The organism is Ralstonia sp. GX3-BWBA (genome assembly GCF_003290055.1).
GTDB lineage: Bacteria > Pseudomonadota > Gammaproteobacteria > Burkholderiales > Burkholderiaceae > Ralstonia > Ralstonia holmesii.
The window spans coordinates 273,434-292,939 of the sequence record NZ_QMKS01000012.1 but is presented as its reverse complement, the minus strand read 5'-3'; the positions used below and the strand labels follow the sequence as shown (position 1 = coordinate 292,939).

At 65.1% G+C, this 19,506-nt stretch carries 15 protein-coding genes; 10 read left to right on the top strand and 5 right to left on the bottom strand.

Annotation, left to right across the window (positions count from 1 at the left end; genetic code table 11):
* The first annotated feature begins 19 nt into the window (after window positions 1-19).
* The 6 genes from kdpB to DOD19_RS15615 all read left to right on the top strand — a co-directional run bounded on the left by kdpB (window position 20) and on the right by DOD19_RS15615 (window position 10,325).
* Window positions 20-2,236, top strand: coding sequence for a potassium-transporting ATPase subunit KdpB (kdpB, locus tag DOD19_RS15650; protein ID WP_112186441.1), 2,217 nt, complete (start codon window positions 20-22; stop codon window positions 2,234-2,236).
* Between the two features lie 15 nt (window positions 2,237-2,251).
* Window positions 2,252-2,866 (top strand): potassium-transporting ATPase subunit KdpC, encoded by a 615-nt coding sequence (kdpC, locus tag DOD19_RS15645; RefSeq protein WP_112186440.1) that lies wholly within the window; start codon window positions 2,252-2,254, stop codon window positions 2,864-2,866.
* Between the two features lie 657 nt (window positions 2,867-3,523).
* Entirely contained in the window at window positions 3,524-6,340 is a 2,817-nt protein-coding gene (locus tag DOD19_RS15630) for a sensor histidine kinase KdpD (RefSeq protein WP_112186438.1), read from the top strand.
* A 132-nt stretch (window positions 6,341-6,472) separates the two neighbouring features.
* Window positions 6,473-7,279 carry a MetQ/NlpA family lipoprotein gene (locus DOD19_RS15625; RefSeq protein ID WP_112186436.1) on the top strand — a complete coding sequence of 269 codons (807 nt, stop codon included), beginning with the start codon at window positions 6,473-6,475 and terminating at the stop codon, window positions 7,277-7,279.
* A gap of 941 nt (window positions 7,280-8,220) precedes the next feature.
* Entirely contained in the window at window positions 8,221-9,435 is a 1,215-nt protein-coding gene (locus tag DOD19_RS15620) for an EAL domain-containing protein (RefSeq protein ID WP_112186603.1), read from the top strand.
* A 242-nt stretch (window positions 9,436-9,677) separates the two neighbouring features.
* Window positions 9,678-10,325: a response regulator transcription factor gene (locus DOD19_RS15615; protein WP_112186434.1), complete on the top strand. Its 648-nt coding sequence runs from the start codon at window positions 9,678-9,680 to the stop codon at window positions 10,323-10,325.
* A 10-nt stretch (window positions 10,326-10,335) separates the two neighbouring features.
* Here DOD19_RS15615 and DOD19_RS15610 read toward each other — a convergent pair whose 3' ends face one another.
* Both DOD19_RS15610 and DOD19_RS15605 read right to left on the bottom strand, forming a co-directional pair.
* Window positions 10,336-11,115, bottom strand: a complete 780-nt coding sequence (locus DOD19_RS15610; RefSeq protein ID WP_024977152.1) for an aquaporin — start codon at window positions 11,113-11,115, stop codon at window positions 10,336-10,338.
* Between the two features lie 131 nt (window positions 11,116-11,246).
* Window positions 11,247-12,713, bottom strand: coding sequence for an MFS transporter (locus DOD19_RS15605; RefSeq protein ID WP_024977151.1), 1,467 nt, complete (start codon window positions 12,711-12,713; stop codon window positions 11,247-11,249).
* A 125-nt stretch (window positions 12,714-12,838) separates the two neighbouring features.
* Here DOD19_RS15605 and DOD19_RS15600 point away from each other — a divergent pair, with 125 nt between their 5' ends.
* Window positions 12,839-13,684: a helix-turn-helix transcriptional regulator gene (locus DOD19_RS15600; protein WP_024977150.1), complete on the top strand. Its 846-nt coding sequence runs from the start codon at window positions 12,839-12,841 to the stop codon at window positions 13,682-13,684.
* Window positions 13,685-13,688: 4 nt separating this feature from the next.
* On the opposite strand, the gene DOD19_RS15595 is transcribed toward DOD19_RS15600, so the two are convergent.
* Together DOD19_RS15595 and DOD19_RS15590 are read right to left on the bottom strand one after the other, a co-directional pair.
* Window positions 13,689-14,288 carry a hydrolase gene (locus DOD19_RS15595; RefSeq protein ID WP_112186432.1) on the bottom strand — a complete coding sequence of 200 codons (600 nt, stop codon included), beginning with the start codon at window positions 14,286-14,288 and terminating at the stop codon, window positions 13,689-13,691.
* Between the two features lie 23 nt (window positions 14,289-14,311).
* Complete coding sequence (locus tag DOD19_RS15590) at window positions 14,312-14,746, bottom strand: PaaI family thioesterase (protein WP_024977148.1); 435 nt, start codon at window positions 14,744-14,746, stop codon at window positions 14,312-14,314.
* Window positions 14,747-15,037: 291 nt separating this feature from the next.
* Here DOD19_RS15590 and DOD19_RS15585 point away from each other — a divergent pair, with 291 nt between their 5' ends.
* Window positions 15,038-16,165 (top strand): porin, encoded by a 1,128-nt coding sequence (locus tag DOD19_RS15585; protein WP_024977147.1) that lies wholly within the window; start codon window positions 15,038-15,040, stop codon window positions 16,163-16,165.
* Between the two features lie 18 nt (window positions 16,166-16,183).
* Here the strand turns inward: DOD19_RS15585 and DOD19_RS15580 are convergent, their stop codons facing one another.
* Window positions 16,184-17,233, bottom strand: coding sequence for an ABC transporter substrate-binding protein (locus DOD19_RS15580; protein ID WP_112186430.1), 1,050 nt, complete (start codon window positions 17,231-17,233; stop codon window positions 16,184-16,186).
* 147 nt (window positions 17,234-17,380) lie between these two features.
* Between DOD19_RS15580 and DOD19_RS15575 the strand changes: the two genes are divergently transcribed.
* The gene (locus DOD19_RS15575; protein WP_024977145.1) at window positions 17,381-18,061 is read left to right on the top strand and encodes a response regulator; all 681 of its coding nucleotides are present in this window, start codon (window positions 17,381-17,383) and stop codon (window positions 18,059-18,061) included.
* Entirely contained in the window at window positions 18,039-19,490 is a 1,452-nt protein-coding gene (locus tag DOD19_RS15570) for a sensor histidine kinase (RefSeq protein ID WP_112186428.1), read from the top strand. Before DOD19_RS15575 ends, DOD19_RS15570 begins: the two co-directional genes overlap by 23 nt.
* The last annotated feature ends 16 nt before the right edge of the window (window positions 19,491-19,506 follow it).

Sequence of the window (19,506 nt, the reverse complement as noted above, 5' to 3'; positions counted from 1 at the left end):
CAATATCAACAGGTGCCTTATGGCTATCCGTTATCCCGAATCCGAACCTGCCGTGCGTACGGTCAAGCACAAGCTTGAGCCCAGCGCCGGTACTGGTACTGCCGCAGCCGCCGAGCCGCAGGCGCGCAGCACGCACACGACGCTATCTGCCAAGGATGTGCGCAAGCTGTCGATGTTCTCGTCGGCGCTGGTCAAGCCCGCCATTGTGGATAGCTTCCGCAAGCTGTCGCCGCGCGCGCAAGCCAAGAACCCGGTGATGTTTGTCGTCTATATCGGCAGCATTCTCACCACCATCCTGTGGGTGATGGCCCTGCGCGGCCAGGCGGAAGCGCCTGCGGGCTTCATCCTCGCTGTGTCGGTGTGGCTGTGGTTCACGGTGTTGTTTGCCAACTTTGCCGAGGCGCTGGCCGAGGGCCGCAGCAAGCAGCAGGCGGCATCGCTGCGCGGCATCAAGACCACCGTGCAGGCCAAGGTGCTGGCAGACCCGCATCGCAGAGACCGCGCGGAAGCGCGCGCTGCCACCGCCCTGCGTCGTGGTGACATCGTGCTGATCGAAGCCGGCGACATGGTGCCCGGCGATGGCGAGGTGATCGAAGGCGTGGCGTCGGTGGACGAAAGCGCCATCACGGGCGAATCGGCGCCGGTCATTCGCGAATCGGGCGGGGATTTCTCGTCCGTGACGGGCGGCACGCGCGTGCTGTCGGACTGGATCATCGTGCGCATCACCGCCAACCCCGGCGAGAGCTTCCTTGATCGGATGATCTCGATGGTGGAAGGCGCCAAGCGCCAGAAGACGCCCAACGAGCTGGCGCTGACGATTCTGCTGGTGAGCCTGACCATCATCCTGATGCTGGCCGCCGTCACGCTGCTGCCGTACTCGATCTTCTCGGTGGAGGCGATGAAGGCCGGCTCGCCCATCACCATTACCGTGCTGGTCGCGCTGCTGGTGTGTCTGATTCCGACCACCATCGGCGGGTTGCTGTCTGCGATTGGCGTGGCCGGCATGAGCCGCATGATGCAAGCCAACGTGATCGCCACGTCGGGCCGCGCTGTGGAGGCTGCCGGTGATGTGGATGTGCTGCTGCTCGACAAGACCGGCACGATCACGCACGGCAACCGTCAGGCGTCGCGCTTCATTCCCGCGCCGGGCGTGACGGCCAAGCAGTTGGCCGAGGCGGCATGGCTGTCGTCGCTGGCCGATGAAACGCCGGAAGGCCGCAGCATCGTCACGCTGGCACGCAACCTGGGCGAGGCGTCCATCGATGAAGCTGCCCTTGCGAAGACGCAGCCCGTGTACGTCGCCTTCTCTGCGCAAACGCGCATGAGCGGTATCAACGTCTCGCTTGCAGGCGACGCCCGTCAGATCCGCAAGGGGGCGGCAGATGCCATTCGCACGCACGTGACGCTGCTGGCCGGCAAGTTTCCCGATGCCGTGTCGACTGCCGTGGACGACGTCGCGCGCCAAGGCGGCACGCCGCTTGTGGTGTCCGACAACGACCGCGTGCTCGGCGTGGTAGAGCTGAAAGACATCGTGAAGGCCGGCATTCGTGAGCGATTTGCCGAGCTGCGCCAGATGGGCATCAAGACGGTGATGATCACCGGCGACAACCGCCTGACCGCCGCCTCCATCGCAGCAGAAGCGGGGGTTGACGACTTCATTGCTGAAGCCACGCCCGAGACCAAGCTCGCGCTCATCCGCGAGCAGCAGGCCCAGGGCCGCCTCGTTGCCATGACCGGTGACGGCACCAACGATGCGCCCGCGCTGGCGCAGGCCGACGTGGCCGTCGCCATGAACAGCGGCACGCAGGCCGCCAAGGAGGCCGGCAACATGGTCGACCTGGATTCCAGCCCCACCAAGCTGATCCAGATTGTCGAGATCGGCAAGCAGATGCTGATGACGCGCGGCTCGCTCACCACGTTCTCGATCGCCAATGACGTGGCGAAGTACTTCGCCATCATCCCCGCTGCATTTGCGACCACGTATCCGCAGCTTGCCGCGCTGAACGTGATGCACCTGGCCACGCCCGCATCGGCCGTGATGAGCGCGGTGATCTTCAACGCGCTGATCATCGTGTTCCTGATCCCGCTGGCGCTCAAGGGCGTGAAGTACCGCGCGCTGGGAGCGGCTGCGCTGCTGCGCCGGAACCTCTTGGTCTACGGCCTGGGCGGCCTGCTGCTGCCCTTCCCTGGCATCAAGATCATCGACATGTTCCTGGCCGCAATGGGCTGGGTCTAAGGAAGGAGTGCATTCATGGCAACCACAACACAAAACGCGCAGGCCGATGTGCCGCAACAAGGTGGGCTGCTGCGTGCGGCGCTGGCGGTCTTCATTGGGCTGTCGCTCATTACCGGGGTGCTGTATCCGGTGGTGGTGACGGGCATAGGCAAGGCGCTGTTTCCGGCGCAGGCCGGCGGCTCGATCATCGAGCGTGGCGGCAAGGCAGTCGGTTCATCGCTGATCGGGCAGAACTTTGAAACGCCCGAGTATTTCTGGGGGCGGATCTCGGCGACTGCGCCGAACGCGTATAACGCGCAGGCTTCTGGCGGCTCGAACTTAGGACCCAGCAACCCCGCGTTGACGGAGGCGGCCAAGGCGCGGATTGCGGCCCTCAAGGAAGCGGACCCGACGAACAGTGCGCCGATTCCTGCTGATCTTGTGACGGCTTCTGCGAGCGGGCTGGACCCGGAGATTAGTCCGGCTGCTGCGGCGTACCAGGTTGAGCGCGTGGCGCGTGCGCGGCACATGTCGCCGGACTTGGTGAGGAAGGTGGTTGGCGAGAACACCAAAGGGCCGATTTTTGGTGTGTTTGGGGAGGCGACTGTGAATGTGTTGGAGCTGAATTTGGCGTTGGATGATTTGAAGTGAGGGGTTGGGGTTTGTGGACTGCTGGGTTTGATGTTGGTGGTCCATCCCCCCTTCGTTCCCTGCCGGGACCGACTTACTTTTCTTTGTCTTCCAAAGAAAAGTAAGCAAAAGAAAGGCGCGCCCGAGATGGCGACTTCCCCTTGGATTTGTGTCGCGGGGAGGGAGGGGAGGCAAACTCGCTGCGCTCAGACAGGCCTCCCCTCTTTATCCTTCCCGCAACAAAAATTCAAGGCGCCATCTAGGACAGGAACGTCAAAGGCCAAACCGTTGGTTTGCGTGTTCTGTCGGTGTCTCGTTTGTTGCTGTGTGCTGCTTCGCTGCGCTCGCACTCCACCGATGATTTTGTTTTGTTTGCCTTGCTTCGCGGCTTGCCGCACACGCACCTACTGCGTTTGTTCTTCGATGGTGTGGCCGTACCCGGCCCTAGATGGCGCCTTGAATTTTCGTAAGCGGGCGGAAAAAAGACGGGAAACTGTCTGAGCGCAGCGAGTTTTTCCCGTCTCCGCACGGTTACGCAAATTCAAGGAATCTTTCGCCATCTCGGGCGCGCCTTTCTTTGCTTACTTTTCTTTGGCAAGACAAAGAAAGTGAGTCAGCCCCGGCAGGGGGTGAAACCAGGGATGCACCAACAACAAAAAAACACCCAAAATACGCAACATGCCAGAAGCCGCGCGCCCCAACCCCGACCAACTCCTAGCCGAACTCAACTCCGGCAAGGAGCAGTCCGCCCGCGGCAAACTCCGCATCTACTTCGGCGCCTCAGCCGGTGTAGGCAAGACCTACGCGATGCTGGCAGCAGCAAAGGCCGCTCGCGCAACAGGCATTGACGCCATCATCGGCCTGGTCGAAACCCACGGCCGCGCTGAAACCGCCGCGCTGGTCGCCGACCTCGAACACCTCCCCACCCGCCAGATCGAATACAAGGGCCGCACGCTGCCCGAGTTCGACCTGGATGCTGCGCTGGCGCGAAAGCCCGCGCTCATCCTCGTCGATGAACTTGCGCACTCGAACGTGGCAGGCTCGCGCCACCCCAAGCGCTGGCAGGACATTGAAGACCTGCTTGCCGCCGGCATCGACGTCTGGACCACCGTCAACGTCCAGCATCTCGACAGCCTGAATGAGGCGGTGGGCAGCATCACCGGCATCCGCGTGTGGGAAACCGTGCCCGATGCGGTGTTCGATGCCGCCAACGAAGTCATCCTCGTCGACCTGCCGGCCGATGAACTGCTGCGCCGCCTGGCCGAGGGCAAGGTCTACATGCCCGAGCAGGCGCAGCATGCGGCGCGCAATTTCTTCCGCAAGGGCAACCTCATCGCCCTGCGCGAACTCGCCCTGCGCCGCACCGCCGACCGCGTGGACGACGACGTGCAGGCCTACCGCCGCGCGCGCCGCATTGAAAACGTCTGGCGCACGCGCGAGACCGTCGTCGCCTGCCTGGACCCGCAGGGCGATGGCGAACAGGTGATCCGCAGCGCCGCGCGCCTGGCCGCGCAGCTTGAATGCGATTGGCACGCCGTGGCCGTGGTGATGCCGCATCTGCGTGCGGCCGATGCGCGCGCCGAACGCCTGCATGCGTTGCTCAAGCTGGCCGAAGATGCGGGCGCACGCGTGGAAACGCTGGCCGGCACCAATGCCGTCGAGGCCATCACCGGTTATATCCGCCGCCACAACATCACCAAGGCCGTGATCGGGCGGCCGCCCGAGAAGCGCTGGCGATCGGCGCGGGCTATCGTCGTTGCGTTGCGACTGACGATCGGGCTGGAGCGCCGGTTGCCCAGCGGCGACTTTGCCGAGGCACTGGCGCGGCATTGCCCCGAGGTTGACGTGATTCGCGCCGCGGCGGACCCGGCGCATATCCAGCTCACCCCGCGCGCAGCCGAGGTCGGCCGTGCTGATGTGCGCAGCGAAGCCCAGCGCGCGGCCGATGCACAGGCCGGTTGGCTCAAGCCGGCTTACGTGGCCGCGTGCGTGTACGTTGGGATTGCGACGGCGCTCTCCAGCCTTGTGCGCCCGGTCTTCGATCTGGCCAACATCGTCATGCTGTTCCTGGCCGCCGTGGTGGCGGTGGCGATGCGCCATGGGCGGGGGCCGGCGGCGCTGGCGTCGGTGCTGTCGGTGGCGCTGTTCGATTTCTTTTTCGTGCCGCCACGTTATTCCTTTGCCGTGAGCGACGTGCAGTACCTGCTGACCTTTGCGGTGATGCTGGCCGTGGGCATGCTGGTGGGCCAGTTGACGGCGGGCCTGCGTGAACAGGCCGAGGTGGCGGTGCAACGCGAGGCCGCTGCGCATGCGCTGTATGAGGCCGCGCGTGAACTGTCCGCCGCGCTCACGCTGGATCAGATCGTCAGCATCGGCGGGCGCTTCGTCAACGCGACCTTTGGCGGGCGCTGCGCGTTCTTCTTCGTCGGGCTCGATGGGCGGCTCGGTGCGCCACAGGTCGCCAAGCCGCAAGGCTCCACCGATGCACCGTCAGGCATGCCGAATTTGGACCGCGTGCTGGCCGATTGGACATACCAGCACGGCCAGCCTGCCGGCACGGGCACGCACACGCTGCCGTCGGGCTCGGTGCTGTATCTGCCCCTGAAAGCCCCGATGGCCATTCGCGGCGTACTGGCCGTGGAGCCAGAAACCTTCCACGTGCTCGCGCAGCCCGACAACCGCCGCCAGATCGACGCCTGCGCCACGCTCATCGCCATTGCCATTGAACGCGTGCATTACGTGGAGGTTGCCCGCGACGCCTTGGTACGCATGGAGTCGGAGCGGTTGCGCAACTCACTGCTGGCCGCCGTGTCGCACGATTTGCGCACACCGCTCACGGGCCTGGTGGGGATGGCCGAGACGCTGCTGCGTGCGCAGCCGCCCCTGCCCGCGCTGCAGGCCGAGGCCGCCAGCGCCATCGGCCAGCAGGCGCAGCGCATGCGCACGATGGTCACCAACCTGCTCGACATGGCGCGCCTGCAGAACCAGGACGTCAAGTTGCGGCTGGAGTGGCAATCGATGGAAGAACTCGTCGGCGCAGCGCTCCAGGCGATTCCGCTGCCCGATCATCGTGTGGTTGTGGATAACCTCGCTGCCTTGCCGCTCATCCGCTGCGACGGGCCGCTGATGGAGCGCGTGCTGTCGAACCTGCTGGAGAACGCCGGCAAGTTTGCGCCGGCCGGCACCGAGGTGCGCATCTCCGGCGAGATCGTCCACGACGACGCGCGCGGCGATGAACTGCGCCTGCGTGTGCGCGACCACGGCCCCGGCGTGCCGGCGGGCTCGGTGCAGACCATCTTCGAGAAGTTCACGCGCGGTGAGAAGGAGTCGGCCACCACCGGCGTCGGCCTGGGTCTGGCCGTGTGTGAGGGCATCGTGAGCGCGCATCACGGCCGTATCTGGGTGGAGGCGCCGGCCGATGGCGGCGCGTGCTTCGTCGTCGCCCTGCCCGCCGCCGAGCCCCCGCCCGTGGAAGACGGCGAGCCCATCGCCTAGCTGCACCGTTCTTGGGCATATGGACATGCCGAAAATGTCGTTCTGCCGTGAGCGCATGCGTGACACGATTGCGTCACACCGCCCGCTACCCGCGGGCGATTTCATTCACGACAAGATCCACGAGGTTTCTCCATGTCTCTGTTCTCACGCCTTGCGCGCGTGGCCGTACCGGCCATCGCCTTTGCCGTTGCCACTGCCGCCAGCGCCGACACCAAGCAAATCAAGCTCGGCACCATGAGCGGCCCCGACGCGCAAATCTGGGAAGTCGTGCAGAAGGTCGCCAAGAAGGATGGCCTGGACGTCAAGATCATCGAGTTCAACGACTACGCCCAGCCCAACCCCGCGCTGGATTCGGGCGACCTGGACGCCAACGGCTTCCAGCACCAGCCCTTCCTCGAGAGCCAGATCAAGGCGCGCGGCTACAAGATCGTCAACGTGGGCCTGACCTATGTGGCGCCGATGGGCTTTTACTCGAAGAAGATCAAGTCGCTCGCGCAGCTCAAAGAAGGTGCCAAGGTCGGTATTCAGAACGATCCGTCCAATGGCAACCGTGCGCTGCTTCTGCTGCAGAAGGCGGGCGTGATCAAGCTCAAGGCGGGCGCCGGCACGAACGGCAACAATGCGACACCGCGTGACGTGGTGGAGAACCCGAAGAAGATCAAGCTGATCGAGCTGGACTCGGCGCAACTGCCGCGCTCGCTGGGTGATCTGGACGCCGCTTCGATCAACACCGACTACGCGGTCAAGAACGGCCTGACGCCGGCCAAGGACGCCATCGCACTGGAAGATCGCCAGGGGCCGTACGCCAACCTGATCGCCGTGCGCGAAAAAGACAAGAACCAACCGTGGGTGAAGACGCTGGTGCACGCCTATCAATCGGAAGACGTGCGCAAGTTCATCGACACGCAGTTCAAGGGCGCGATCCTGCCCGCGTTTTAAGCGGCGGGTGCTAAGTCAGCGGTTACTTTCGCGCATTGCCTGAGAGTGATGCGCGCGAGCCTGGAGCCGGAGGGGCTTTTTAGCGCGCCGCGTTGTTTTGCTGCGATGCGTCATCGTGTGACAGGTGCAATCGTTTTCGTCACACGTGGCGCTGCGGCAACGCTTGTAGCCTCTCGTTACATTAAGTAGTTCTACGTTATTGCAACGCAACAAACGATTCGCTATAGTAGGAACTGTCTCCTCCACCCTCCTTGGTGGATTGTGGCCCGAGCACCTGGTGCTCGGGCTTTTTTCTTTGGCGCGCGGCTTTTGCTTTTCTTCCGGCCGCCTTGCATCTCGGCCGGTTCCGGCTACCCTGAATTCTCAACTTTTCTGCGTGTTTTCCTTGGTGGCGTTGCCCGATAGCAACGAGCGAAGATTTTTCAAGCGTGCGCTTCGAACCACCCTTCGAACACCGACATGCATGTCGGCGGGAAGGAGTCAAAGCGCTGCTTGAATCACGCCAACGCGGCGAATGTGGGCGCAACCGCCTGCTTTGTGCGGCTAACATCGCGAAATATCGTCAGTTTTTGTCCTACAAGCCTTTCGGCCAACCCCGGACAGTCTGACTTCACCCCCTCCACTAAACTTCACCTTGCTCTCTCTTTAGAGAGCACTCCCCCCCTTTTGAGCCCGCCCCTGTTGCGGGCTTCATTTTTTTCGGGCACGATTTCTTCCATCCCGACGCTGTCGACACCGGCGTCGGAAGCTCAAAAGGTTGGGGGAATCTCTCAAGGCCCGCGCAGTTGAAAAGCTGCGCGGGCTTTGTTTTTTCCGGCGCCGCACGCTAACTCCACCTGACAAGGCCCCCGGCCGGTGCTTCAATGGCGGCTGACGGTGCCGTCACACAGCGCAAACGGGATGCGCCTCGCGCCGATACTGACAACAACAAGGACTGGCCGATGGAAGGTTTCGCGCAACTCGCCGTGCTGGTGGTGGACGACCATCCCGTGCAACGGGCCGCCGCCCGGCAACTGCTCCATACGCTGGGCGTGCAGCAGATCCTGACCGCCTGCGACGGCCGCGAGGCGCTCTACCTCCTCCAGCTCTGTCACGTCGATCTTGTGCTGTGCGACATCGACATGCCCGGCATGAACGGCCCAGAGCTGATGGAGCAGATGCACTTGCGCGGCGGTCGCGTCTTTCCGCGACAGGCGCCCGTGTGGGCGTGGGTCAGCGCGATGGATGCGCCGATTGTCGAGTCGCATATCAGCCTGGCCGATGCGATCGGGTTGACGCGCACGCACGGCGTGCAGAAGCCGTTGCGCCCGGCGCACGTGCTGCCGCTACTCGAACAAGCCGCCGCGCGGGAGCGGGACGAGGCACCGGCTGCAGCCGCTGTCTTGCCGCAGTTTTCCGACGACGAGCTGGCCGCGCTCATCCAAGAAACGCCTGAACAGATCGAGGTCGTATTCCAACCCCAGCACGATCTGGCCACCAACCAGATCGCCGGCGCCGAGGCGCTCTGCCGCTGGATGCATCCGGTGCACGGGCGTGTGTCGCCCGCAGCGTTCGTGCCGCGCCTGGAGGCGCTCGGGCTGGCTGATGGCCTGTTCTTCCATGTGCTGGAGCATTGTGTGCGCGTACAGCACGCGCTGGCCGCGCATGCGTATCCCGTTTCGATTGGTGTGAATGCGTCTGCGCAGACGCTGAGCCGGGCCGGCACCGTAGACCATATCGAAGCCATCGTGCGCGAGGCGCGTATTGCGCCGGCGGCCATCGCCATCGAGTTGACGGAGGATTCGCCCGTGCACGATGCCACGCAGCTCACCATCGCGCTCAACCGCCTGCGCCTGCTGGGCCATCCGCTGGCCATCGACGATTTTGGTGTGGGCATTGCCACGCTCAAGCTGCTGGCCGACCTGCCCTTCACCATCCTGAAGATCGATCGCTCGTTTACGGCTGCGGTGGACCAGACCAGCCAGCGTGGCGTGATCTGCCGCACGATGATCGAGCTGGCGCGCACGCTGCATCTGGAGTGCATTGCCGAGGGCGTGGAAACTGAAGCGCAGCGCCAGACGTTGCGCGCGCTGGGCTGTGCGACCGGGCAGGGCTATCTGTGGGCGGCACCGCTGTCAGTCACCGCGTTTCTTGCGCACGTGCAGGCGGCAGCGTAAGCAGCAAGACCTCAACGTCATTCAGTTTTCCTCAACCCAGATAGAAGCAGCTTCTGCCCCGAAAGGTTACGCAGAGCCAAAGTAAGAAAAGTCTGATCCCGCACGGCATATCTGGTGAGTAAGGTACCGGCTCCTTTCAGCGGCGCTCCTGACTCCCATGACGGCTCCGATCTCTCTCACCCTGCTGCTCGCCACGCCGGCCGCGTCATCCCCGGCGACGCGCCTGACCTGACGGCTTGCACATGTGCGCTGTCCACTCGATCGTGATGGCAGACGATCATCCGGTGATCCTTATGGGGCTGGCGGCAGCCATTGCGCAGTTTCCACAGCAGCAGGTCGTGGCACAGGCACACGACGGGCGCGAGCTGATGCAGGTGCTTGCGCAAATCGACTGCAACGTCATCGTGACCGATTACAACCTGGGTGGTGAGCCTGCCTTCGATGGCATGCAGTTGCTGGCGCGCTTGCGCAATCAGCATCAGAAGCGCGCCATCGTTGTCTGCACGATGGTCCGCAACCCAGCCCTCCTGCGTGCCATGCGACAGATTGGTGTGGCTGGCATCGTCAGCAAGGACGATGACTTTGTTCATGTCGGGCACGCCGTCATGGCGGCCGCGCGCGGCGTGCGGTATGACAGCCCCAGCGTCCTGGAAGAGACGGGCCTCGGTTCCAATGAGCGGAACGTGTCCGAGCGACTGAGTGCGCGCGAGCGAGAAGTCCTGCGCCTGTATGCCGCCGGCACGGCTGTGTCGGACATTGCGCTCATGCTCGGTTCGAGCGTGAAGACCGTCAGCACGCAGAAGGCTGTGGCGCTGCGCAAACTTGGCCTGGCGCGCGAGATCGATCTCTTTCAGTACGCCCGCGCCAGCGGGCTGACAGCGCTCCGCTGAGCCTCCAGCGTCAGCTTGCCTGGCGGGGCATCGGCACGGCTTGAGCCGACGCGATGGCGGTGCCGGATGCCTGCGCGGGCGGCGCTTCCACGCCCATCAGCCAACTGAACAACGGCGTTGCCAGCAGCGCGCCGGCGAGCTGCGCCAGCATGTAGCCTGGGACATCGCCGGGGCGGATGCCGGAGGGGCCGTCGGTCAGTGCGCAGGCAAAGGCCAACGCCGGGTTGGCCAGCGATGACGACGACGTGAACCAATAGCCCGCCGCGATATAAGCGGCTACCACCAGCGGCAATTGCTTCGGCGCATGACGCCCGCATGCGATGCCCACGCCGATCAGCCCGAACGTTGCCAGAGCTTCGCTCCACCACAGCGCGGAGCCGGTAGCGGCATGGGTGCCCGGCGCCCATGCCGGCATGCCAAACATGGCGTGCACGGCGGCCACGCCCAGCGCGGCGCCCACGGCCTGTGCGGCCAGATAGGCCAGCGCTTCATGCCCACGCAGGCCGCCCCGCAGCAACGTCGACAGCGTGACCGCCGGGTTCAGGTGGGCTCCAGACACCGGCGCGAACACCGTCAGCAGCGCCAGCAGACCGGCGCCACCAGCGAGCGATTGCGCCAGCAGCGTCCACGTGGCATCGCCACCGGAGAGCCGGGTTGCGTGGATGCCGGTGCCGATCACCACTGCAATCAATAAGGCCGTACCGAGCCCCTCCGCGACGATGCGGCGCGCCAGGGATGGTGCAGCGGACGTGGCTGAAGCCGCGGTACGAAGGTGGGACACAGTGGTCATGCGGGAAAGAGGCGAACGATGCCAAGCGCATCGCGCGGGAGTTTGGAACCTCCGCTGGGGCCGATCAATGCACAGGGGCGCGCTTGTGTCGCGCGCCCGAGTATCGAATGGTGGGATTGAGGCGGGGCGGCTCAGGCCGGGCTTGCCGCGCCGGCTGCGGCCAGTTGGCGCTGTTGTGCACCCAGCCGCGCAAAGCCGACGGCCGCTGCACCGAGCGCTGCCAGCATTGCGATGCAGCCCGCCATCGTGCCGTGCGCCATGCCGTTGGCGCCGCCGGCAGCGGCAAAGGTGAAATACAGCCCGCCGATACAAGCGACGCCCAGCGCGCCTGCCAATTGCTGCGCGGTAATCAGCAACCCCGCTGCTGCCCCCGCTTGCGTACGCGCCACGCCGGTCAACACCAGGCCGATCAGCGGAACGACGACCAGCCCCTGCCCTGCCCCGTACAGCGCCACGGCAATGCCGATGCGCATCATGCTTGGCGTGGCGGGGTGCGCCCACTCCGTACCGAAACCCGACAGCAGCGCCAGCAAGCCCAGCGCCATCAGGCCGAGGCCCGCCAGCAGCGCGCGAACGCCATAGCGCCGCACCAGCAGATTGGCCACCCGCGACGTGATCAGAAAGGTGATGGCCAGCGGCAGGATGGCGACACCCATGCGCACCGCAGAAAGCTGCCGCCCGTTTTGCAGATACAACGTCAGCACCAGGAAGAACGCCATCATCCCGATGTAGTGCAGCGCCGACGCCGTCAGGCCCGTCATGAAGGCGCGATGCTGCAGCAAGGTGGGCGGCAGCAGCGGCGTACCGCCAGCGCGGTCGACCCGGGCTTCAAGTTGCTGGAACGTGGCCATGCCGAGCAAGCCCACGACAAGCAGCACAAGGGTCCATACCGGCCAGTGCAGTTCGCGGCCGAACAGCAGCGGCACCAGCACGGCCGCCACGCTCACGGCCATCCACACCACGCCAGTTGTATCGAGATGCACCTTCGCTGCGTTGGCACTCGGGTGCGGAATCCAGCGCCAGCCCAGCAGCGCGGCAATCAAACCGACCGGCACGTTGATCAGGAAGGCCGCGCGCCAGCCCAGCCCGGCGATGTCCGCGCTGGTGAGTGCGCCGCCCAACAACAACCCGGCCGCGCCGCCGGTGCCCATCACCAGGCCGAAGATCGACAGCGCGCGGTCACGCTCGGTGCCGGCAAAGAGCGCCTGCACGCTCGCCAGCACCTGCGGCACCATCATCGCGGCCGACAGGCCCTGCGCGAAACGCCATGCAATGAGCGCTGCCGCACTGCCCGCCAGCCCGCAACCGGCCGAGGTGGCGGTAAAGGCGACGAGGCCCAGCAGGAACACGCGTCGGCGCCCGAACAGATCACCCAGACGGCCACCAGTGATGAGCAGAATCGCGTAGCCAAGCTGGTACACCGCGAGCACCGCCTCCAGTTGCGCGGGCGTGGCGTGCAGGCTCGTGCGGATGCTCGGGATCGCCACATTGGCGATGAACGCGTCGACGATGAACATGAATTGCGCCGTCACCATCACACCGAAGGCGAGCCAGCGGCGAGGTTCCGATACTGAGGAAGCAGAAGAAATGTGAGTCACGATCGGCTCCGGAAAGAGGGATGAACGCAGCGTAGGTGCGCGAGCCGATTCGATGCAGAGCTAGGATTAACCTAGGATTGAGCTGTCCCTCCCACCTTCACGCGCTGTCGTGTGTAATGCCCCTCATGGACGATTTCACCGCCGACCTTGCCTCCTTCCCTGCCGCGCCCCGCAACGAGCTGGGCGAGTTCCTGCGCAGCCGCCGCAGCCACCTGCGTCCGCAGGACGTGGGACTGCCCGAGGGCAGCGGGCGCCGCCGCACCGCCGGCCTGCGCCGGGAAGAAGTCGCGCAGTTGGCCAACATCAGCATCGATTGGTATGTGCGTATCGAGCAGGGGCGCGACGTGCGGCCTTCCGTGGCGACGATCGAGGCGATCGGGCGCGCACTGAAGCTGTCTTCGGATGAGCGCGCGCACATGCGTGGCCTGGCGCGTGCCGAATCGGTTTTCACGGGGCCCGGAGTTGGGACCCCCGGGCGTTCAGCGGCCGAAGCGGTGCCCGATGTCTTGCGCCGGGCCGTCGCCGGCATGGTCTTGCCCGCCCACGTGCGCAGCTACCGCACCGAGCTGCTGTGCTGGAACGAGGCGACCTCGCAGCTCTTCATGGATTTCGGCACGATGCCGCCGGAAGACCGCAACTCGCTGGTGTACATGTTTTTGTACACCAATGCGCGCGAGCGTTTTGTCGAGTGGGAGAACGAGGCGCGACGCATGCTGGCGAAGTTTCGCGCGGTGTACGACCCGCACGCAGATGACCCGGTGCTCGTGGCGTTGGTCGACCGGCTGCGCACGAGCAGCCGCGAGTTCGATACCTGGTGGCGGCAGCACGAGGTGCGCGCCCAGCGCGCGGAACACAAGCTGATCCGCACGCCCGCCGGTAAGGTCGTCCGCTACGACTACATCGGCCTGCCGGTGATGGAAGACCCGCGCCTGCGCATGGTGCTATACGTGCCGGTCGAAGACGGCGCCTGAACGTTCAGGCCGCCAGCGCCGCGAGGATGGTGCCGGTATCGCGCACGCGGCCCAGTCGCGGAAACACGTTCTCCACCGACGATCGATGCATGGCCGCATCGTTCGAACTCATTGCATCTTCGGCCAGCACCAGCGCGTAGCCGTGCTCCCACGCGGCACGCGCGGTCGATTCCACCCCCACATGCGTCGAGATGCCGCCCAGCACGATGGTGGTGATGCCCCGACGGCGCAGTTGCAGATCGAGTTCGGTGCCGTAGAACGCGCCCCACTGGCGCTTGGTGATCTGGATGTCGGTAGGCGCTACTTCCAGCTCGGCGGGTTGTTCCCACCATTGCGGCGGCAGGCCACCCGGCTGTGTGGGCGCGGGGCGGTCGACGGGCTGGCGCGGCGCATCGGCGTAATCCGGCGCCCACCCCACCTGCACCAGCACCACGGGCGCACCCAGCTCGCGAAAGCGCTTGGCGAGCTTGGCGGACGCGCCCAATACCTGCTCGGCCGAGTGCGGCCCCTGGGCAAACGGCAGGATGCCGCGTTGCAGGTCGATCAACACCAGCGCGGTGGTTTTCGCAGACAAGGCAGACAGGGTTTGCAGCGGTTCAGACATCAAGTGCTCCAGGTGAATCGGGGTTACGGACGGCGGATGACACACGTTGCCGTGGCGTGCGCCAGCAATGTGCCGTCCTGCGTTTTGAGCGTGCCCTCCGACACGCCGATCGTGCGCGAGACATGCAGCACGCGTCCTACCGCCACCAGTGGCGTATCCACCGGCACTGCCTTCACCATCTTCACGTTCAAGTCGACCGTGCCGTAGCCGACGCCGGCTTCGAGCATCGAATGCACGGCGCAGCCCGTCACGGAGTCGAGCACCGTCGCCGCAAAGCCGCCATGCACGCCGCCCAGCGGATTGAGGTGGCGTTTGTCGGCCTGGGCACCGAAGTGCACGGTGCCCGCTTCGATGAGGTCCATCGTCATTGGGATGGTCTCGCTGATGGACGCGCGTGGCAGATCGCCGTGCGACATTGCCTGCAGCAATTGCAGGCCGGTCATTTGGGACGGATGCATGGGAGGAGTCTGGCGGAGTTGAGATGAGGTGACTCGACACTCTACCGCGAGCCCGATTGCCCGGGCTGCAATGCGTTGCATTGGCCGACGCAACAACGCCCGCCTCTGCGCACGTCCCAATGCGGGTAGACCCTAGCGTTGCGCGCACGCCGACGCGAAAGGCTCCAGAAAGGTGCCCCCTTCTACGCTCGCCCAGCGATTGCATCGGGCGGTCTGACCCACTGCCGTTGCGCGTTTCCCGAAGCCGGCATCACGACCGGACACCATCACCCACAAAGGAAGGAGACTTCAATGTCCCGCATCAAGTTTGCCCTTGCGGCAACTGCAGCCGCCGCGGCCACGCTGGCCACCGGCGCCGCTCATGCCCAGTCGAACGTGACGCTCTACGGCCTGATCGACACCACCATCAGCACCGTCAACAACACCAACGCTTCAGGCGCGCGCACCACCGGCTTCCAGATTCCCTGGTTCTCGGGCAGCCGCTGGGGCCTGACCGGCAAGGAAGACCTGGGCGGCGGCACGTCGGCCATCTTCAAACTGGAATCGGAATACGAAACGCCGACCGGCAACATGGACACTCCGGGCGTGCTGTTCAATCGCGACGCTTGGGTGGGCCTGTCGAGCGAATCGCTGGGCAAGCTGACCTTCGGCCGCCAGAACGCGATTGCGCGCGACATCTCTGCCATCTACGGCGACCCGTACACCAGTGAGAAAGTCGGTCTGGAAGAAGGTGGCTACACCAACACCAACAACTTCAAGCAGCTGATTTTCTACGCAGGCAGCGCCACGGGCACGCGCATGAACAACGGCGTGGTGTGGAAGAAGATGTGGGGCGGCCGCTTCCTGACGGCACTGGGCTATCAGTTTGGCGAAGTGCCGGGCCAGTTCACGCAAGGCACCACCGAGTCGCTCGCACTGGGCTACAACGGCGACAACTTCCATCTGGCAGGCTTCGCGCAACAGGCTAAGGTGGGCGGCTTCATGGACCGTTCGTACTCGGTGGGCGGCAACGTGATCCTGGGCATGTTCCGTGTCAACGCGGGCTACTTCCACTACACCGGCGAGCAGCCGGCCGCGCTGGGCAACCGCAAGGATGATGCCTACACGCTGTCGCTGAAGATCGCTCCGCAAGGCGCGTTCGACTATGAAATCGGCTACCAGATCATGAAGGCCGACAACGCCGCCTTCAACGCAGATGGCAACACGCTCAATGCGTATGCCAGCGTGGTGGGTGCCACCGCAGCAGGCAGCGGTCGCAAGAACACGCTGTACGGCTCGGTGTTCTACCACGTGTCAAAGCGCACGGAGTTCTACGTGGCGGCGGACTACATGAAGCTCAAGGATCAGTACATCGTGGGCGGCACCAACGGCCACAACAGCCAGACGGAGTTTGGCGTCGGTATGCGCACGCGCTTCTAAGCGAGTGTTTGGTTTGAGCTAGCGGCGCTCGCGCACCTGATCGACAAACTTGTTGGTGTAGGTGCGCGAGAGGTCGATGTGCTTGTCGCGCGCGTTGGCATTGCTGGCGGCGAGGACGCGCAGGACGGTGGGTGGGCCGTCGTCCGGCATGCGTCCGTCGGTGCTGAAGGTGGGCAACGCGGCGGCAAGCGCTTTTGTGTACAGCTCGGGATGATCCCGCCGGAATTCAGGCGGCATGCGTCCGGCAATGTCTTCAGCACCGTGCGTGTGCATGTAACGCAGGGTGCGCACGAATGCGCGGGCCAGTTTGGCGGCGACGTCCGGATGTGCTTCCAGCCATTCGGTCTGCAAGTACAGACACGCGGCCGGATACGAACCGCCCAGCGCGGCACGCGTGCTCTCCAGCGTGCGCAAGTCGAGCAGCACGCGTGCTTCGCCGCTGTGCACGAGGCGCGAGACCGTCGGGTCGGTGGTCATGCCGGCATCGATGCGGCCGCTGCGCAGCGCGGTGACGAAGCTGCGTTCGGCGCCGACTGGCAGCATGGTGTAGTCGCCGGCCGACAGCCCCTGCTGCGTCATCAGGTAACGCGTGAGAAAGCTGGTGGATGCGCCCAGCCCCGTCACGCCCAGCGTGCGGCCGCGCAGGTCACGCATGGACTGCACCGTCGCCGGCAACCGTGTCGACACGACTTCCGCCTCGCCCGGCACCTGACTGAATACGACAATGGCGCGCACTTCCTTGCCCTTGGCCTGCAGGTCGATGGTGTGGTCATAAAAGCCGACCACGCCTTGCGCAAAGCCGGTGAGCAGTTCGCTTTCCGCATCGACGCCGGCGGGCTGCGAGAGCAGTTCCACGTCGAGCCCTTCGTCATGGAAATAGCCCAGGCGCTGCGCTAACGTAGCGGGCAGGTAGATCATCTTGGCGGTGCCGCTGACCATGAGCGTCAGGCGCGCCGGGTCTTGTGCAAGGGCATGCGAAGTTGCCACGGCCAGAAAGGCAGCGAGCCACGGCGTGACCCAGCCCCGGACGCCGCGTGCGCGGGCGGTCCTGCAGGTAAAAACACCCATTGAGTTGTCTCCGGCTCTTTTGTAGATATCAGTATCGCGCGGTCCGGATCTGGTGAGTGATGCCTCCGGCGCGCGTAGGCAGCCGCCACCATTCTAGGAAGCGGCAACCCACAAATCGCTTTCATTTTTCGGACGCGCTGTTTTCGCATGAAGCTGCTCCTGATCGAAGACAACGCCCCGCTGGCGCACTGGCTCTCTGAGGCCCTGCGCCGCGCCCATTTCACCGTGGATCACGCCACCGATGGCGAATCCGCCGACACGCTGTTGCTTACGCAACACTACGATGTGGTGCTGCTTGATCTGCAATTGCCCACCTTGTCGGGGCAAGGTGTATTGCAACGTTTGCGTGGCCGGCGCAACCCGGTGCCGGTGCTGATCCTCACGGCCAGCGGCGGGATCGACGACAAGGTTGCCTGCCTGGGTGCCGGCGCCGATGACTACCTCGTCAAGCCGTTCGAGATTCGCGAGCTGATTGCACGCATCCAGGTGCTGGTGCGGCGCAGCGCCCCCGATCAGTCCGTCGAACTGCAATGCGGCGACCTGACCTACCACACCGGCAGCCGCACCTTCAACCTGGCCGGTCAGCCACTGGTGCTGCCTGCGCGCGAGCACACCGTGCTGGAAATCCTGATGCTCAAGCTGGGGCGCACGGTGTCCAAACCGGCGCTGGTGAACGGCGTGTTCGGGATGGATGACGAAGCCAGCCCCGAGGCCATCGAGATCTACATCCACCGCCTGCGCAAGAAGCTGGAGCATTCCGCCGCCACCATCGTCACGCTGCGCGGCCTCGGTTACCTGCTGCGCGATGCCTCCGCCGCGCAGTCCTGATCAAGCACCAGCGCAGTCCGCCCCAACGCGGGCGCGCAGCCTGCGTGCGCGGCTGGTGTTGTGGCTGGCATTGCCGCTGGTCGTCTACGTGGCGGCCGATGGCTGGCTCGACCTGGCCGCCGCACGTCACAACGCCGATCTCGTGCACTTCCATGCGCTCGACACGGCCGCGCAGATGATCAGCGGTCAGATCGAATGGGACGAAGGCCGCCTGCGTGTGTCGGTGCCGCCGGCTGCGCTGGCCGTATTTGCCGCGCCTGAAACACCGGTGCGCGATCAGGTGGCATACCAGGTCAGCACCGAGCACGGGCGCCTGCTGGCCGGACGGCTCGACTTTGGCACGCGCCCGGCGTTTGACGCGGCCGGCCTGGCCGACGCCGGCACCTACACCGATACCGTGGAAGGCCAGCCCGTGCATGTGGCCGCCGTGGTGCGCACCATGTACGACGCGGGCCGTACCGAGCGCGTCGTCACGCGCGTCGCGCAAACCATGAACGGTCGTGACGCGATGGTCCGCCAGTTGTGGTGGCCCGGCACCGTGCGCCAGCTCGCCCTGGTGGGGCTGGCACTGGCAATGATCCTCATCGGCCTGACGCTCGAACTGCGGCCGATCTTGCGATTGGCCGGCAATGTGTCGGCGCGCGCGCCTACCGATCTTGCACCGCTCGACCCCGATGGCTTGCAGCACGAGCTGCAGCCGATTGCGGGGGCGTTCAACCAATACCTGCAGCGCATTGCCGACAACGCGATCACGCAGAAGCGCTTCATTGCCGACGCTGCGCACCAGATGCGCACGCCGCTCGCGATTCTCGATACGCAGATGCAGGTGGCAGCGCAAACCAACGCAGATGCCGCGCTGCACGAAGTCCTGAAGGCCGCGCGAACCAGCACGCGCAACCTGGCGGATCTCATCAACGATTTGCTGCTGCTGTCTCAGGCCGAAGCATCGGCCGCGACGAGCGAGGTGGTCGACCTCTCGCAAGTGGCGCGCACCGTGCTCGAAGACCTTGCGCTGCTGGCCGACGGCCGCCGGATCGATCTGGGCATCGAGCCTGCCGAGCTGCCCGTGTGGACGTCAGGCAATCGCACGCTGATCGCTGCCCTGCTGTTCAACCTGGTCGACAACGCCGTGCGTTACACGCAGGAAGGCGGCCACGTGACGGTGCAGGTGTCGGCGGACTACGGTTGGGCCATCCTGTCCGTGACCGACGACGGCCCCGGCATTCCGCCCGAGGCGTACACACGCGTGTTCGAGCGCTTCACGCGTCTGGAAGGCACGCAGACCCAGGGTAGCGGCCTGGGTCTGGCGATCGTGCGTCAGATCGTGGATCGCATGGGCGGCCAGATTGCGCTGGCGCCCGGGCCGGGTGGCGCCGGGCTGGCGGTGACGGTTTGGCTGCGGCGGACGAGTGGGCCCGCCGCCGCGTAAGTCACCGCCGCTGCCT